16 protein-coding genes are annotated in these 16,543 nt (G+C 62.1%); 4 read left to right on the top strand and 12 right to left on the bottom strand.

All coding sequences use genetic code 11. The features are described from left to right. Positions 1-4 precede the first annotated feature (4 nt). The gene (locus N005_RS29455) at positions 5-142 is read left to right on the top strand and encodes a hypothetical protein (RefSeq protein WP_047701820.1); all 138 of its coding nucleotides are present in this window, start codon (positions 5-7) and stop codon (positions 140-142) included. A gap of 86 nt (positions 143-228) precedes the next feature. Here the strand turns inward: N005_RS29455 and N005_RS14535 are convergent, their stop codons facing one another. Beyond that, on the bottom strand, positions 229-582 hold the full coding sequence (locus N005_RS14535; RefSeq protein ID WP_047701821.1) for a DUF6124 family protein: 354 nt from the start codon (positions 580-582) through the stop codon (positions 229-231). A 797-nt stretch (positions 583-1,379) separates the two neighbouring features. Between N005_RS14535 and N005_RS14545 the strand changes: the two genes are divergently transcribed. After that, a complete protein-coding gene (locus N005_RS14545; RefSeq protein ID WP_047701823.1) occupies positions 1,380-2,633 on the top strand; it encodes an OprD family porin in 1,254 nt (417 codons plus the stop codon). 187 nt (positions 2,634-2,820) lie between these two features. Here the strand turns inward: N005_RS14545 and pcaC are convergent, their stop codons facing one another. The 11 genes from pcaC to pcaR form a co-directional block, all read right to left on the bottom strand. Next, on the bottom strand, positions 2,821-3,213 hold the full coding sequence (gene pcaC, locus N005_RS14550; RefSeq protein ID WP_047701824.1) for a 4-carboxymuconolactone decarboxylase: 393 nt from the start codon (positions 3,211-3,213) through the stop codon (positions 2,821-2,823). A 10-nt stretch (positions 3,214-3,223) separates the two neighbouring features. After that, the gene (gene pcaD / locus N005_RS14555) at positions 3,224-4,024 is read right to left on the bottom strand and encodes a 3-oxoadipate enol-lactonase (RefSeq protein ID WP_047701825.1); all 801 of its coding nucleotides are present in this window, start codon (positions 4,022-4,024) and stop codon (positions 3,224-3,226) included. 12 nt (positions 4,025-4,036) lie between these two features. After that, a complete protein-coding gene (locus tag N005_RS14560; RefSeq protein WP_047701826.1) occupies positions 4,037-5,401 on the bottom strand; it encodes a 3-carboxy-cis,cis-muconate cycloisomerase in 1,365 nt (454 codons plus the stop codon). Positions 5,402-5,417: 16 nt separating this feature from the next. After that, positions 5,418-6,713, bottom strand: a complete 1,296-nt coding sequence (locus N005_RS14565; protein WP_047701827.1) for an MFS family transporter — start codon at positions 6,711-6,713, stop codon at positions 5,418-5,420. A gap of 295 nt (positions 6,714-7,008) precedes the next feature. Then, the gene (gene pcaG / locus N005_RS14570) at positions 7,009-7,575 is read right to left on the bottom strand and encodes a protocatechuate 3,4-dioxygenase subunit alpha (protein ID WP_047701828.1); all 567 of its coding nucleotides are present in this window, start codon (positions 7,573-7,575) and stop codon (positions 7,009-7,011) included. A 1-nt stretch (position 7,576) separates the two neighbouring features. After that, positions 7,577-8,281 carry a protocatechuate 3,4-dioxygenase subunit beta gene (gene pcaH, locus N005_RS14575; RefSeq protein ID WP_047701829.1) on the bottom strand — a complete coding sequence of 235 codons (705 nt, stop codon included), beginning with the start codon at positions 8,279-8,281 and terminating at the stop codon, positions 7,577-7,579. 37 nt (positions 8,282-8,318) lie between these two features. Beyond that, positions 8,319-9,524: a 3-oxoadipyl-CoA thiolase gene (gene pcaF / locus N005_RS14580; RefSeq protein ID WP_193754059.1), complete on the bottom strand. Its 1,206-nt coding sequence runs from the start codon at positions 9,522-9,524 to the stop codon at positions 8,319-8,321. Beyond that, entirely contained in the window at positions 9,521-10,300 is a 780-nt protein-coding gene (locus tag N005_RS14585) for a CoA-transferase subunit beta (RefSeq protein WP_047701831.1), read from the bottom strand. Before N005_RS14585 ends, pcaF begins: the two co-directional genes overlap by 4 nt. Further along, positions 10,297-11,157, bottom strand: a complete 861-nt coding sequence (locus N005_RS14590) for a CoA transferase subunit A (RefSeq protein WP_047701832.1) — start codon at positions 11,155-11,157, stop codon at positions 10,297-10,299. Before N005_RS14590 ends, N005_RS14585 begins: the two co-directional genes overlap by 4 nt. Positions 11,158-11,443: 286 nt before the next feature. After that, positions 11,444-12,790, bottom strand: coding sequence for a 4-hydroxybenzoate transporter PcaK (gene pcaK / locus N005_RS14595; protein ID WP_047701833.1), 1,347 nt, complete (start codon positions 12,788-12,790; stop codon positions 11,444-11,446). Between the two features lie 130 nt (positions 12,791-12,920). Further along, positions 12,921-13,763 (bottom strand): pca regulon transcriptional regulator PcaR, encoded by an 843-nt coding sequence (gene pcaR / locus N005_RS14600; RefSeq protein WP_047701834.1) that lies wholly within the window; start codon positions 13,761-13,763, stop codon positions 12,921-12,923. Positions 13,764-14,325: 562 nt separating this feature from the next. On the opposite strand from pcaR, the gene N005_RS28245 reads away from it, so the two are divergent. Next, positions 14,326-14,526: a hypothetical protein gene (locus N005_RS28245; protein WP_081993271.1), complete on the top strand. Its 201-nt coding sequence runs from the start codon at positions 14,326-14,328 to the stop codon at positions 14,524-14,526. Between the two features lie 352 nt (positions 14,527-14,878). Next, entirely contained in the window at positions 14,879-16,354 is a 1,476-nt protein-coding gene (locus N005_RS14610; protein WP_047701836.1) for an inorganic phosphate transporter, read from the top strand. The last annotated feature ends 189 nt before the right edge of the window (positions 16,355-16,543 follow it).

Consider the following 16,543-nt stretch of genomic DNA (forward strand, 5'->3'; position numbering starts at 1 on the left):
ATCCATGGCCCAGCGCGGCTATCCCGGCATCCATGCCGGGATGCCCACTGCGCAATGCCTGCGTTCGGCCAGCGTGGTTAATGGGGCGTTCAAGATCAAGATCAAGATCAAGATCAAGATCAAGATCAAGATCAAGAGCTAAAGCCAAAGCGCGGTGATCAACTGAGGTACTGGCATCGCGAGCAAGCTTTGCTCCTACAGCCCAGTTGGGGGATAAACCTCACTTGGCTAACGCGGGTCGACGATATCCAACGCACGATTAGCCAGTAGCTCACTCAATTCAATCATCTGCGCCACGCCCAATGCGACATGCCGCCGCGAGCCTTCCAGATCAAACGCCAGGTCATTGACCATGGCATTGGCCGAGGCCAGGGTTTCGCTGAGATTCGCAAGCAGAGACTCGGTGTCGAGGGTATCGATGACGGTGAAAACTTGAGTTGAGTTTTTGGGCTTGGAATCAGGGTGGGTGCCGAGATGGAAATCGAGTGCCCGGTCTGCTGCCTCTTGGAGCTTGTCTGGATCTGGGTCGTTGTAGGGGAAGGTGGAACCGGGCGCAGGGGGATTAGGTGTTTCTTTAATCATGATGGTGCTCCTAACGAAAATGAGAGCCGCCAGCATCACTTGCAGATGATAGGTGGCAGCTGTGTACGGGTCTGCAAGACCGAGTCGTTAGGCAACCTCGGCAGACCCGAAGGTCTCCCGCACACAGCCACCATAAAACGATGGCATCAGAAAACGCCATGGATTATAGGGGCGCGGCTAGGCACCTAACAAATTCGGCGGGCTTGCAGTCCCGGTCGCTGAATGGGCAGCGACATAAAAAGGCTAGTGGCACGGCTTCCGAGCGGCAACCTTAAAAGCTTGTCGGAAAAATCGACGCATCTGTCAGACCGTCCACGAACCCTCTGAGAGCGGGCTTGCCCGCGAAGGCGTCGGCACATTCAACACGGTTGCGAGCTGACCCACCGCTATCGCGAGCAAGCTCGCTCCCACCGGGGATTGGAGGTAAACGCTGGGTTTGAGAACGCCCCAATCCACTGTGGGAGCGAGCCTGCTCGCGATAGCGGAGGACCAGGCACGGCTGTGTTGTCTGAGACGGGCGATAGCGCTCGCTCGAGGGTGTCCAAATTTGTGTGGGACCGAGGTGTGTTTTTGCCGTTCGATAATCGCCCAAAACCGATAATCGCCAATTGAAGCGATCCCGGCCTGCCCTTCACCATCCCTCGCACACAATAAGAACGACAGGTTCCTCGCCATGACCACACGCCCCGCCTCGCCCGGCTGATCCTCAGCCATTTACCCGTTGGTTCTACCGTCTCGTCTGCAACCCAGGTTTGCGGCAGCGGTTCTTCTCGTCCATGAAAAATAGAGACACGTCCATGAAGTCCACACAGCATTTGTTCCCCAGCCTCATCGCCGTTGCCCTGGCCGGTTCCGCCCTGCCGGTCCTGGCCGCAGAGTCGGGGTTTGTCGAAGATGCGAAGGTCAATCTCAACCTGCGCAACTTCTACTTCAACCGCAACTTCACCAACCCGAACAACGCCCAGGGCAAGGCCGAGGAATGGACCCAGAGCTTCATCCTCGACGCCAAGTCCGGTTTCACCCAGGGCACGGTGGGGTTCGGCATGGACGTGCTGGGCCTGTACTCGATCAAGCTCGATGGCGGCAAAGGCACCGCCGGCACCCAGTTACTGCCGGTCCACGATGACGGCCGTCCGGCCGATGACTTCGGTCGCCTCGGGGTGGCTCTCAAGGCCAAGGTGTCGAAGACTGAATTGAAGGTCGGCGAATGGATGCCGGTGTTGCCGATCCTGCGTTCCGACGACGGTCGTTCCCTGCCGCAAACCTTCCGCGGCGGCCAAGTCACCTCCACCGAAATCAGCGGCCTGAGCCTCTACGGCGGCCAGTTCCGCGGCAACAGTCCGCGCAACGATGCGAGCATGGAAGACATGTTCATGAACGGCCGCCCGGCCTTCACCTCCGACCGTTTCAACTTCGGCGGCGGCGAATATGCCTTCAACGACAAACGCACCCAGGTCGGCGTCTGGTACGCGGAACTGAGCGACATCTACCAGCAGCAGTATTTCAACCTGACCCACAGCCAGCCCATCGGCGACTGGACCCTGGGCGCCAACCTCGGCTATTTCATCGGCAAGGAAAACGGCAGCGCCCTGGCCGGCGACCTGGACAACAAGACCGCTTTCGCCATGCTCTCGGCCAAGTACGGGGGCAACACCTTCTACGTCGGCCTGCAGAAACTCAGCGGCGACGATGCCTGGATGCGCGTCAACGGCACCAGCGGCGGCACCCTGGCCAACGACAGCTACAACTCCAGCTACGACAACGCCAGGGAAAAATCCTGGCAAGTGCGCCACGACTTCAACTTCGCCGCCGTCGGCGTGCTGGGCCTGACCCTGATGAACCGCTACATCAGCGGCGACAACGTGCACACCGCCACGGTGGACGACGGTAAGGAATGGGGCCGTGAAAGCGAACTGGCGTACACCGTGCAGAGCGGTGCGTTGAAGAATCTCAACGTGAAATGGCGCAACTCGACGTTGCGGAGGGATTTCAGCACCAATGAGTTCGATGAGAACCGGTTGATTGTCAGCTATCCAATGAGTTTGTTGTAAAGCGGCTGGGGTGGGTCAGTCGTTCAGATGGCGGCTGACCCACCGCTATCGCGAGCAGGCTCGCTCCCACAGGGGATTTGTGGTGTACGCAGAATCTGCATACTGCACTGAACCACTGTGGGAGCGAGCCTGCTCGCGATGGCGGTGGCACATTCAACATCTTCAGCCCACCGGGATTACGATAAGCCTACTCTCTGGACTCGACGCCCAACTCGTCCCACACCGACTCGGCCAGGTGGAACGTGGCGTTGGCGGCAGGAATGCCGCAGTAGATGGCGCTCTGCATGATCACTTCCTTGATCTCGCCACGGCTCACACCATTGTTGGCGGCGGCGCGCAGGTGCAGCTTGAGTTCTTCGTTGCGGTTCATGCCGATCAGCATGGCGAGGGTGATCAGGCTGCGGGTGTGGCGCGGCAGGCCCGGGCGGGTCCAGATGTCGCCCCAGGCGTGACGGGTGATCATCTCCTGAAATTCGCTGTTGAACTCGGTCAGGGCATTGAGGCTGCGATCAACGTGGGCATCGCCCAGCACTGCGCGGCGGACTTGCATGCCTTCGTCGTAACGTTGTTTCTCGTCCACAGAAAGCTCCTCAGGCGCGGCTGGAATCAAGCAGGAAATCCAGCACCTGCTCGCTGAACGCAGCGCCGGCCTGGACGTTGGACAGGTGCGCGGCGTGGAACTCGGCGTACTGCGCCCCACTGACCCGCTCCTGGATAAAGTGCCCGCCCGACGGCGGCGTCACAGCATCTTCGGTACCGGCCACCACCAGCAGCGGCACGCGGATCGATGTCAATTGATCGCGGAAATCGGCATCGCGCACGGCAGCGCAGTTGGCTGCATAGCCCTGGGGCGAGGTGGCGGCGAGCATGTCGGTGATTTTCCTCGCCGTGTCCGGGTTGGCCTGGGCGAAGTCCGGGGTGAACCAGCGGGCAATCGAAGCATCCCGCAGCGCCACCATGGCCGCCTTGCCGTCACGCAGCACGGTTTCGATGCGCGGGTTCCACATCGACGGATCACCGATCTTGGCCGCAGTGTTGCACACCACCAACTTGTGCAGTCGCTCGCCGGCATTGATGCCCAGCCATTGGCCGATCAGACCACCCATGGACAACCCGCAGAAGTGCACCTTGTCGATGTCCAGCGCGTCGAGCATCGCCAGCACATCGCGGCCCAATTGCTCGATGCTGTAGGGGCCTTCGGTGACCAGCGACTGGCCGTGACCACGGGTGTCGAAACGCAGCACGCGAAAGTGCTCGCTGAACGCCGCGATCTGCTCGTCCCACATGTGCAGGTCGGTGCCCAGGGAGTTGGACAACACCAGCACCGGCGCGTCTGGCCGGCCGTCAAAGCAATAGTTCAGTTCGCCGTCGGCGAGTTTGACGAATCCCACAACAATCTCCTTTCAGGCCTTCAAAGCCAGGTGTTCGGCCACCGCCCGGGCGACCCAGGTCTGGGCCTGGCCGAGGTAATGGGCGGGGTTGAGCAAATGATCGAGTTCGGCAGCGGACAGGTGCGCGCAAACCTGGGATTCGTCTCCCAGCACGTCGCGCAGGTGACGTTGTTCGGCCACGGCACGCTTGCAGCACTGCTCCAGCAGATGGTGCGCGGTGTCCCGTCCGACACGCTGGGCCAGGACGATGCTCACCGCTTCGGCCAGCACCAGGCCCTGGGTCAGTTCGAGGTTGCGGGCCATGCGCGCCGCATCCACCTCCAGCCCATCGGCCAGCAGCCGCGCCTGTTGCAGGGCGCCGGACACCAGGCAGCAGATTTCCGGCAGGGTTTCCCATTCGGCATGCCAGAGGCCCAGGCTGCGCTCATGCTCCTGGGGCATCGCACTGAACAACGTCGACAACAAGCCAGGCACCCGTGTCGCCGCGCCGATCAGTACCGCCGCGCCCACCGGGTTGCGCTTGTGGGGCATGGTCGACGAACCGCCCTTGCCCGGTGCCGACGGCTCGAACGCTTCGCCGGCCTCGGTCTGCATCAACAGGCTGACGTCGCGGCCGAGCTTGCCCAGGCTGCCGGCAATCAGGCCCAGCACCGAGCCGAACTCCACCAGTCGGTCGCGCTGGGTGTGCCAGGGCTGTTCCGGCAGCCCCAGTTGCAGCTCGGCCGCCAGGGCTTCAGCGACAGGCAGTGCCTGTTCGCCCAATGCGGCAAGCGTTCCGGAGGCGCCGCCGAATTGCAGCACCAACAAGCGTGGCTTGAGCTCCGACAGACGCTGGCGGCTGCGGGTGATCGCTCCCAGCCATCCGGCGATTTTCATGCCCAGGGTCACCGGTGTCGCATGTTGCAACCAGGTGCGCCCGGCCAACGGCGTAGCGGCGTAGTGCTCGGCTTGGCGGGCCAGGATGGCGGCCAGTTGCGCCAGCTCGCCTTCGATCAGTTCCAGTGCCTGGCGCAGTTGCAGGACCAGGCCGCTGTCCATCACGTCCTGGCTGGTGGCGCCCAGGTGCACGTAACGCTCAGCCTCGGGATCCACGCTGGCAATACGTTTGCCCAGTGCCTTGACCAGCGGAATCGCCGAATTGCCGGCACTGGCAATCGCTTCGCCCAATGCCGAAAAATCGTACAACCGGGCATGACAGGCAGCCTCGATGGGCGCCACCGCGTCCTGGGGGATCAGACCTACCCGCGCCTCGGCCCGGGCCAGTGCCGCCTCGACGTCGAGCATGGCTTGCACCCGGCCGGCATCGCAGAACACCTCGCGCATGTCGCCGGCGGTGAAGTAGGCATCGAACAGCTGATTGCCCGGTCGTTCGTTCATAAACAGTCCTAGGGTGTCAAAGGTCGTGATGCAAATACGTCGGTTGCTTCGGCAGGCGCAGGCTGAACAGGAACGCCACCACCATCATGACCGTGACGTACCAGTAGAAGGCATTTTCCATGCCCTGGGCTTTCAGGCTCAAGGCAACGTACTCCGCCGAACCGCCAAAAATCGCATTCGCCACCGCGTAGGCCAACCCTACCCCGAGGGCCCGCACTTCGGGTGGAAACATTTCGGCTTTTACCAGGCCGCTGATGGAGGTGTAGAAGCTGACGATTGCCAGGGCCAGGGTAATCAGGACGAACGCCAGGAACGGACTGCTGATGCTTTTGAGGGTCAGCAGGATCGGCACCGTGCACAAGGCACCCAACGCGCCGAACCAGAGCATGGAGTTACGCCGGCCGATCTTGTCCGCCAGCATGCCGAACAGCGGTTGCATGCACATGTAGAGAAACAGTGCGCCGGTCATGATGTAACTGGCGGTCTTGGCATGCAGACCCGCCGTGTTCACCAGGTATTTCTGCATGTAGGTGGTGAACGTATAGAAAATCAGCGAACCGCCGGCGGTGTATCCCAGCACGGTGATGAACGCGGCCTTGTGGTCGCGAAACAGCGCGGCGATGCTGCCGGCGTCCTTGTTCTCGCGCATTTCCTTGCTGCTGGTTTCCTTCAGGGAGCGGCGCAGGAACAGGGAAATCAAGGCCGCCACGGCGCCGACCACGAAGGGGATCCGCCAGCCATAGGCCCGCAGTTCGTCCTCGTTCAGGAACTGTTGCAGGATCACCACCAGCGACACGGCCAGCAGCTGCCCGCCGATCAGCGTCACGTACTGGAACGACGCGAAGAAGCCGCGCTGGCCCTTGAGGGCGACTTCGCTCATGTAGGTGGCGGTGGTGCCGTACTCACCGCCCACCGACAAACCCTGGAGCAAGCGGGCGAACAACAGCAACACCGGCGCCCAGACGCCAATGTCCTTGTAGGTGGGCAGGCAGGCGATGAGCAACGAGCCGAAGCACATCATCAGCACCGAAATCATCATCGAATTCTTGCGTCCGTGGCGGTCTGCCACCCGGCCGAAAATCCAGCCGCCAATCGGCCGCATCAGGAACCCGGCGGCGAAGACCCCGGCGGTGTTGACCAGTTGCACCGTGGGGTTGTCGGACGGGAAGAACGCCGGCGCGAAATAGATCGCGCAGAAGGCGTAGACGTAGAAGTCGAACCATTCGACCAGGTTGCCGGAGGAGGCGCCGACGATGGCGAAGATGCGCTTGCTGCGTTCTTCGCCGGTGTAGTGGCTGGTTAAGGTGGTCATGGGTTATTCACTCTTGGGGAATCGACAAAGTCTAGACACACTTCGTAACAGTCCCGTTCCACAGACAGGCGCTGCCTGTACTGACGTCATCGCGAGCAGGCTCGCTCCCACAGGGTTCGTATTCTTCCTTTGGTCCTGCCGCTTGCTGTGGCGAGGGAGCTTGCTCCCGCTGGCTTGCGCAGCAAGCCCAGGATGACCCCGCTGCCAGGTTTGCGACTGCTACGCAGGGCTCGCCCTCGTTCGTCCCTCGCCACAGTGATTTAGATAGCTTGAGGTATCTGGCCACAGGGGCTCTTCAATAATCGAAGAACACCGTCTCGGCATCCGTCCCCTGCAGAATCACATTCCACTGGTACACGCCCGACGCATCGGGTTTGCTCACAATGGTGGCGCGGCGTTCTTCGGGGACGCAGGCCAGCAGCGGGTCGGCTTCGTTGGCCTGCTCGCCGTCGAAGTAGATACGCGTCAGCAGGTGCTTGACCAAGCCACGGGCGAAGACCAGTACTACCAGGTGCGGTGCCTGGGTTGTGCCGCCCAGGCCCGGCACGGTGCCCGGCTTGATGGTGGTGAACCGGAAGCGCCCCTCGGCGTCCACCGGCACCCGGCCGAACCCTTCGAAATTCGGGTCCAGGGGTTTGTCCTGATCGTCATCGGGGTGGGCGTATTTGCCGGCGGCGTTGGCCTGCCAGACCTCCAGCATCGCATCGTTGACGAACTCGCCGTTGCCGTCGATCACCTGCCCGGTGATCGCCACACGCTGGCCGAGGGTTTCGGCGACGGTCATGTCTTCGCGGTTCAGCCAGGTCAGGCCGATGTGATAGTAAGGGCCAACGGTATGGGACGTGGTGGCGGTAAGCGTCATCTTATTTCTCCATCGGCGTGGCGTCGCGGCCGCGCAAGACGATGTCCCAGCGATAACCGAGGGCGTAGTGAGGGATGGTTTTTTCCAGGTCGAAGCTGGCGATCAGGCGCTCCTTGGCGCTGGTGTCCGGCACGCAGTTGTAGATCGGATCGTAGGCCAGCAGCGGGTCGCCGGGGAAATACATCTGCGTCACCAGGCGCGTCAGGATGCTCGGTCCGAACAACGAGAAATGGATATGCGCCGGGCGCCAGGCATTGTGGTGGTTGCCCCAGGGGTAGGCACCGGGCTTGATGGTCTGGAACTGGTACCAGCCGTCGGCATCGGTGATGGCGCGACCGGTGCCGGTGAAATTCGGGTCCAGCGGCGCATCGTGTTTGTCGCGGTCATGGTTGTAGCGACCGGCGGCGTTGGCCTGCCAGATCTCAACCAGGATGCCCGGCACGGGATGGCCGTTCTCATCCAGCACACGCCCGTGAATAATGATCCGCTCCCCCAGGGGTTCGCCGGCATGCTGGGCGGTCAGGTCGTTGTCGTTCTCCTGCACACGGTCGGCGCCGATGGTCGGGCCGGTGATTTCCGACAGCGAGTGAGGCAGATGCACCAACGGTTTGGACGGCGAGCGCAGGTTGGTGGACTGATATGGCGGGTGCAGGTACTCCGGCTGGGTGCCCGCTTGGGGGCGACGGTAACCAGGCTTGTCAGTCATGAAGCATTCCTCGGTTTCTTATGAGTAGTACGGCGCGTCAGACGCGCTCGATAGCCAATGCCAGGCCCTGGCCAACGCCGACACACATGGTCGCCAGGCCTTTCTTGCCGCCGGTCTTTTCCAGATGATGCAGCGCCGTCAGCACCAGTCGTGCCCCGCTCATGCCCAGTGGATGGCCGAGTGCGATGGCGCCGCCGTTCGGGTTGACCTGCGGCGCATCGTCCGCCAGCCCCAGTTCGCGCAGCACCGCCAGGCCCTGGCTGGCAAACGCTTCATTGAGTTCGATCACGTCGAAATCGGCGACTGCCAGGCCCAGGCGTTCCGTCAACTTGCGCACCGCCGGCACCGGGCCGATGCCCATCACCCGTGGCGCCACGCCGGCACTGGCCATGCCCAGCACTTTGCCGCGAGGGGTCAGGCCGTGTTTCTTCACCGCTTCGGCCGAGGCCAGGATCAACGCCGCCGCGCCGTCATTCACACCCGAGGCGTTGCCGGCGGTGACGGTCTTGTCCGGGCCGTTGACCGGCTTGAGTTTGTTCAGGGCTTCCAGCGTGGTATCGGCGCGGGGATGCTCGTCCTGCTCGACCACGGTTTCGCCTTTCTTGTGGGCAATGCGCACCGGTACGATTTCTTCGGCGAAAAATCCGGCGGCCTGGGCCGCCGCCGTGCGTTGCTGGCTGCGCAGGGCGAACGCGTCCTGGTCGGCGCGGGACACCGCGTAATCGTCCGCCACGTTATCGGCGGTCTGGGGCATCGCGTCCACGCCGTACTGGGCTTTCATCAAGGGGTTGATGAAGCGCCAGCCAATGGTGGTGTCTTCCAGTTTCATGTTGCGGGAAAACGCCGCGTCGGCCTTGCCCATCACGAACGGCGCGCGGGACATCGATTCCACGCCACCGGCGATGGCCAGCTCCATTTCGCCGCTGGCGATGGCGCGAAATGCCGTGCCGATGGCGTCCATGCCCGAAGCGCAGAGGCGGTTGAGGGTCACGCCGGGAATGCTCTCCGGCAACCCCGCCAGCAACAGCGCCATGCGCGCCACGTTGCGGTTGTCTTCGCCAGCCTGGTTGGCGCAACCGAGGAACACCTCGTCCACCGCACTCCAGTCCACCGACAGGTTGCGCTCCATCAGTGCCTTGATCGGCACGGCCGCCAGGTCATCGGCGCGCACCGCGGCCAAACCACCGCCGAAGCGGCCGATGGGGGTACGAATCGCATCACAGATATAAACGTCGCGCATCAGGCTTCTCCCGGTGCCTGGCCGTGGGCCGCCGCCGTGCGAGCTTCCAGATCGCGCAGTGCGCGCAGCTCCACGTCGGTCGGCTCGGCGGTGGTGTGCACCTGGTCGGCGAAACGGATCGCCCACCCGGTGGCCGCAATGACTTGCTCGCGGGTCACGCCGGGGTGCAGTGAAGTGACCACGAATTCATGGGTGCCGGCTTCCGGCTCCATGATGCACAGGTCGGTGATGATACCCATCGGCCCCGCACCCGGCAGGCCCAGGCGTTTGCGCGAATCGCCGCCCTCGCCGTGACCGACCGAAGTGATGAAGTCCAGCTTATCGACGAACGAACGCGCCGACTGCTTGAGGATGATCAACACGCTCTTGGCGGAACCGGCGATTTCCGGTGCACCGCCGGCGCCCGGCAGACGGACTTTTGGCTGATGGTAATTGCCCACCACCGTGGTGTTGATATTGCCGAAACGGTCGACCTGGGCCGCGCCGAGGAAACCGACGTCGATACGCCCGCCCTGCAGCCAGTAGCGGAAAATCTCACCGGTCGGTACGACGGTGTCCGCCGTTTCCGCCAGCTCGCCGTCGCCAATGGACAGCGGCAATACGCTGGGCTTGGCGCCGATGGGGCCGGACTCGTAGATCAGCACGACATCCGGCGACGAGGTCAACCGCGCCAGGTTGGCCGCTTTCGATGGCAGGCCGATACCGACGAAGCACACGGCGTTGTTCTTCAATCGACGGGCCGCGGCAACGGTCATCATTTCGTTGGTGGAGTACGTCATTGTTTCGCCTCCGAAGCGGCTGCCAGTTTGGCCTGCAATTCACTGAAATCCCGGGTGCCGTGGATGTATTCGTCGATCCACGCGGTAAAGGCCTCACGGTCCCGGGCGATGGCATCCCACGCCTGGTAGAAACGATTGTCGCGCTCGGTGTAGCCGTGGGCGTAGGACGGATGAGCCCCTCCGGGCACGTGGCAGACCGCGCTCAAGGCCCAGGTCGGCAGGACGCAGGCATTCATCGGTGCGTCCAGGTCGTCGACGATCTCTTCCACGGTGACGATGCAGCGCTTGGCGGCCAGGGCGGCCTCTTTCTGCACGCCGAGAATGCCCCACAGCAGCACGTTGCCCTTGCGGTCGGCTTTCTGGGCGTGGATCACGGTGATGTCGGGACGTACCGAAGGCACCGCGGCCAGGACTTCACCGGTAAAGGGGCAGGTCACGCTTTTGATCAGCGGATTGACCTTCGGCAGGTCGGAACCGGCGTAGGCCCGCAGCACCGCGAACGGCAGGCCGGAGGCCCCGGCGACGTAGGCGTTGGCCAGGTCGGCGTGGCTGTGCTCCTCGATCTCCAGGGGTTGTGGCCATTGCTTTTCCACGGCATCGCGTAAGCGGTGCAGCGAACCCACGCCCGGGTTGCCGCCCCAGGAGAAAATCAATTTGCGCGCACAACCTGCGCCGATCAACTGGTCATAGATCAGGTCCGGGGTCATCCGCACCAGGGTCAGGTCTTTCTTGCCCTGACGGATGATTTCATGACCCGCCGCCGTCGGAATCAAGTGGGTGAAGCCTTCGAGGGCGACGGTATCGCCGTCGTTGACGAATTGCTTCACCGCGTCGTGCAGCGAAAGGATTTCAGCCATGGGCAGGCTCCCGTTTTCCAGTGGACCGACATGAAGAAAAAGGCGCGAGGTTCAGCGCCGGAGTGACTGAAGAGTAAGCTGCGGGAAAAGCCCAAACAATCCGATAATCGACTGAGTGTTCGTTTATCGAACAGATTGTTGTTTGGCTATCGATTTACTTGGGGAATTAATTCCGGGTGGGAGCGAGCCTGCTCGCGATGGCGGTGTATCAGGCAGTAAGTTGGCTACTCTGTCTGGCGATAGCGCTCGTCCGAGCGAGGGACAGGGGGTCACTCAGGTCAGCGAGTCAGGTCGCATCCGCATGGCTGACCATGCCCTTGATCACCACTGCCGCGGTCGCCAGCGCTGCGGGCACGACCAGGGCGGTCAATACCTGCTCGAAGTTCCAGCCCAGGCCCAGCAGCGTCGCCCCCATCCAGGCCCCGAGAATGGCACCGAACCGACCGATGCCGAGCATCCACGACACCCCCGTGGCGCGGCCCTGGGTCGGGTAGAAACGCGCCGCCAGGGACGGCATCGCCGATTGCGCGCCGTTGACGCACATGCCCGCCACCAGCACCAACGTCGCGAGCACCGTGATGTGGCCCAGGCTCTGCCCTACGGCGTAGGCAAATAGCCCGGCCATCAAGTAGAAAAAGCCGATGACCTTGTGGGGATTGAACCGATCCATCGCCCAGCCCACGCCCACTGCGCTCAACACACCACCCAGTTGGAACAGTGCGCCGATGAAAGCGGCCTGCTCCATGCTCGCGCCACTGTCGCGCATCAGCGTCGGCAGCCAACTGGTCAACAGGTAAACGATCACTAGGCCCATGAAATAAGTCAGCCACAGCAGCAGCGTACCGGCGCTGTAGGTGCCGGAGAAGATCACCGCGAGCACGTTCCGGGCCTTCACGGTTTTCTGTTCGGGCACACTGAAGCTGGCGGCCTGGGCAATGGTGGCCGGGTCGATCGGCGCCAGGGCCTTGCGGACCTTGTCGGTACCACGATTGCGCACGAGCAGGTAGCGCGCCGACTCCGGCAGCCAGAACAGCAGCACCACTGCCAGGATCAATGGCAGGATCCCACCGATCAGCAGCAAGCTGTGCCAACCGAACGCCGGTATCAATTTGGCCGAGATGAAGCCGCCGCCGGCCATCCCCAGGTTGAATCCACAGAACATGCTGGTGACCAACAGGGATTTCTTGCGCTCCGGGGTGTATTCCGACAGCAAGGTGGTGGCGTTCGGCATCCCTGCGCCCAGACCCAGCCCCGTCAGGAAGCGCAGCACCAGCAATTGCTCGACATTGGCGCTGTATGCCGACGCCAGGCTGAACGCACCGAACAGCACGACCGCGCCCACCAGCACGACTTTTCGCCCGAAGCGGTCAGCCAGCGGCCCTGAGCCCAGTGCCCCGAAAACCATGCCGATCAGCGCGGCGCTCATGACCGGGCCGAGGCTGGCGCGATCGATGCCCCAATCCTGGGACAGGGCCGGGGCAATGAAGCCCATGGCCGCCGTGTCGAGGCCATCGAGGAAAACGATCAGGAAACAGAGGATCACCACACGCCACTGGTAGCGCGAAATGGGCTGCGCATTGATGAAGGACTGCACGTCGAGGCAATGGCCTACGGAGGTCTGGGGCTGGTTCATCGTATCTCTCATTATTATTGTGCCGGGCGGATCGGACCCGATCACGCCGGATGACGCTGCCGCGACATTAATGAGGCCGGATAAATACCGTCAATTGACCCGAGACGTCTCTGTGCGTTTATCGAACAGCTTAAGCGAACAGCTGCGCGCTCAAGTCCCGGCTGGCCCCCAGCAGGCTGGGCAGGAACCGCTGTTCCAGCTCCGTGCGGCTGACGCGTCCGGCGTGGGTACTGACGTTCAGCGCCGCCACGACCTGGCCAGAAGCATCGTAGACCGGAACGGCAATGGCCCGCAGGCCCTGCTCCAACTCCTGGTCGACGATGCACCAGCCTTGCAATCGCACCTGCTGCAGGCATTCGAGCAGTGCCTCGGGGGTGTGCAACGTTCGGCTGGTCTTGGCCTGCAGGTCGGCATGATCGAGATAGTCACGCAACGACGCGTCATCGAGGGCCGCCAGGAGAATCCTGCCCATGGAGGTGCAATAGGCCGGCAGGCGTCCACCGACGGACAGGTCCACGGAAATCAGCCGCTGGGTAGTGGCCGACCGGGCGATATAGAGAATGTCGTCGCCTTCGAGGGTCGCCATGTTGCAGGCCTCGTGCAACTGCTCGCTCATGCGATCCAGGTACGGCTGAGCAGAAACTGCCAGCGGCGTCGACGACAGATAGGCGTGGCCGAGGGTCAACACCTTGGGCAGCAGCGAATAGGTGCGCCCGTCGGTGGTGGCGTAGCCGAGCTTGATCAAGGTGTGCAGGCAGCGCCTGACGGCGGCACGGGGGATTTCGGTGCGATGGCTGATCTGAGCGATGGTCAGGTGCCGCTTGCGCTCCTGGAACGCCTGGACCACGGCCAGTCCGCGGGCCAGGGACGTCATGAAGTCCGGGTCGCCGGTCAGGGCCTGGATCCGTTTGGCCGGTGAGGCAACAATCGGTGGCGCGACTGAAGAAAAGGCGTTGCGCAATTGGTCGTTCATGTCTGGTACTTCCCCGGCAATGACGGTCATTACAAACGGCGGCCCGAGGAACGACAAGGGCTGGCCCCTCAAGACCGTGCGATTATCGAACCCCGGGCCGATAATCGCAATCGACGAAACGGCCTGCGGAAATCGGCCGAGCGCTCAACGAATCCGACAATAAGTTTGAAGAGCGACGTCAGGCACATTTGACTTTGAACAACGAGGTTGCAATATTGAACTTGTCGCCTTGAACGGCGCGAGGGTATCGGCACGGGTGGTATTGCTTGAAACGTAATTGCCATAAGTTGCACATGCAAACATGGGTACACACAACAATCCGCCCTCTAAATATTTCCCGATAGTGTTCTTCGGGTGGACCGCTATAATGCAACTCAGCGACGGCAAGGCCCATCGGCCACTCCGTCCTCAGGTGCCTGAAGCCCCATGGCCGCTTCCCCCTGTATCGGCAACAACACGAAGCCCTGATGCTACGTCAGCTGTCAGCTCTGGTGCCGTGGCCGTCTGCGTGGATACATGCAGTGCGTATCACCAGATTCAATTCACTTTGCTAGGTAATACTGTGACGAAAGAAGAACTGCGCGCGGAACTTGAGCGCCAGGAACAACGTTACAAGGAAGTTTACGGCGGGGAAGTCACCACCTACGCCGCTCAACCTGAGCCGGAACGCAAACCCTGGCGTAAACGCGCCACTGTTCAGGACCAGGCCTTTTCCCAGGAACTTCAGAAAATGGAAAAGGAACTCAGGCCCGAAGAGCGATAACACGCCTTTCGTGGAAACAGTATCCGGTCGCCACCCCGACCGGACACTGCGCTGGCCGCCCGTCATGAGCGGGCCGCCCTCTCCTTCCGCCATAGGTGGAGGGTGCCCTGACTGACTTTCTTTTCAGATATTTCATACAACTACGTCGAGCCCTGCTCAGCCTCGGCGATCCTCGCTCACCTGGCTTTTAACCCCGGAATCAATGGGTTGCGCCGCCCTTGAAAAACCTGCTCCCGGACGGTTTCCTACAAGTTATTTCGTTGAAGAATGTTACCGATGAGCAGGCAGTGCATCGATCAACGTGGTTTTCTGGCATAATCGCGCCCCCTTATGACCGGGTCAGAAAACCTTCATGATCGATTTATTCAGCGGACTGGATGCTTGGGTGCTTGTGAGCCTCTTGCTCGCCCTGGCTTTTGTCCTCGCCTTCGAGTTCATCAACGGCTTTCATGACACCGCTAACGCGGTTGCCACTGTTATCTACACCAAAGCGATGCCGCCGCACCTGGCGGTGTTCTTTTCCGGGGTGTTCAACTTCCTCGGCGTGCTGCTGGGTGGCGTGGGCGTGGCGTATGCCATCGTCCACCTGTTGCCCGTGGAACTGCTGATCAATGTGAACACCGGACACGGGCTGGCGATGGTGTTTTCGCTGCTCGCAGCGGCCATCACCTGGAACCTGGGCACCTGGTACTTCGGTATCCCGGCGTCCAGCTCCCATACCTTGATCGGTTCGATCCTCGGCGTGGGCCTGGCCAACGCGTTGATCAACGACATCCCGTTGGGTGACGGTGTGAACTGGCAGAAGGCGATCGATATCGGCGCCTCGCTGGTGTTCTCGCCCATGGCCGGCTTCTTGATTGCAGCCCTGGTGCTAATTGGCCTGAAATGGTGGCGACCGCTGTCGAAGATGCACAAGACACCGGAACAGCGTCGCAAGATCGACGACAAGAAGCATCCTCCGTTCTGGAACCGCCTGGTGCTGGTGATTTCGGCCATGGCCGTCAGTTTCGTCCACGGTTCCAACGACGGTCAGAAAGGTATCGGCCTCATCATGCTGGTGCTGATCGGCATCGTGCCGGCGCAGTTCGTACTCGACCTGAGCAGCACCACCTACCAGATCGAGCGCACCCGTGACGCGACCCTGCACCTGAGTCAGTTCTACCAGCGCAACAGCGAATCCCTGGGCGAATACCTGGCGCTGGGCAAAAGCGTGCCGGGCGACCTGCCGGAGAAATTCCGTTGCAACCCGCAGCAGACCGAACCCACCATCAACGCGCTGCTCGACACCCTCAAGGGCGTGGCTGACTACCACTCGCTGCCGTCGGAAAGCCGCATCGAGGTTCGTCGCTACCTGCTTTGCCTGGACGACACGGCCAAGAAGGTCGGCAAGTTGCCAAACCTGGCAGCCCGCGAAAAAGACGACCTGAACAAACTGCGCAAGGACCTCACCGCCACTACCGAATACGCCCCGTTCTGGGTGATCCTGGCCGTCGCCCTGGCGCTGGGCCTGGGCACCATGGTGGGCTGGAAGCGCGTGGTGCTGACCATCGGTGAGAAAATCGGCAAGCAGGGCATGACCTACGCCCAGGGCATGTCGGCGCAGATCACCACGGCGTGCATGATCGGCGCAGCGAACGTCTTCAGCCTGCCGGTTTCCACCACCCACGTGCTGTCGTCCGGCGTGGCCGGCACCATGACAGCCAACAGAAGCGGCCTGCAAGGCGGCACGGTACGCAACATCCTGCTGGCCTGGGTGCTGACCCTGCCGGCGACAGTGGCGCTGTCGGCCGGGTTGTTCTGGCTGGCTTCCAAAGCCTTGGGCAGCTGATTCCAGCGGCTTACAAAAAAGGTGCGATCCTTGCGGGTCGCACCTTTTTTTATGCCAGTTGCTTTATCCCTGTGGGAGCGAGCCTGCTCGCGATACTCGCGGCTCGCTCCCACAGGGGATTGTGTGCAGACAGGAATTTCGCACAAAAAAAAAGGGCGACCGAAGTCGCCCAAAATGCCTTGCGTGCTC

The organism is Pseudomonas mediterranea CFBP 5447 (genome assembly GCF_000774145.1).
Taxonomy (GTDB): Bacteria; Pseudomonadota; Gammaproteobacteria; order Pseudomonadales; family Pseudomonadaceae; genus Aquipseudomonas; species Aquipseudomonas mediterranea.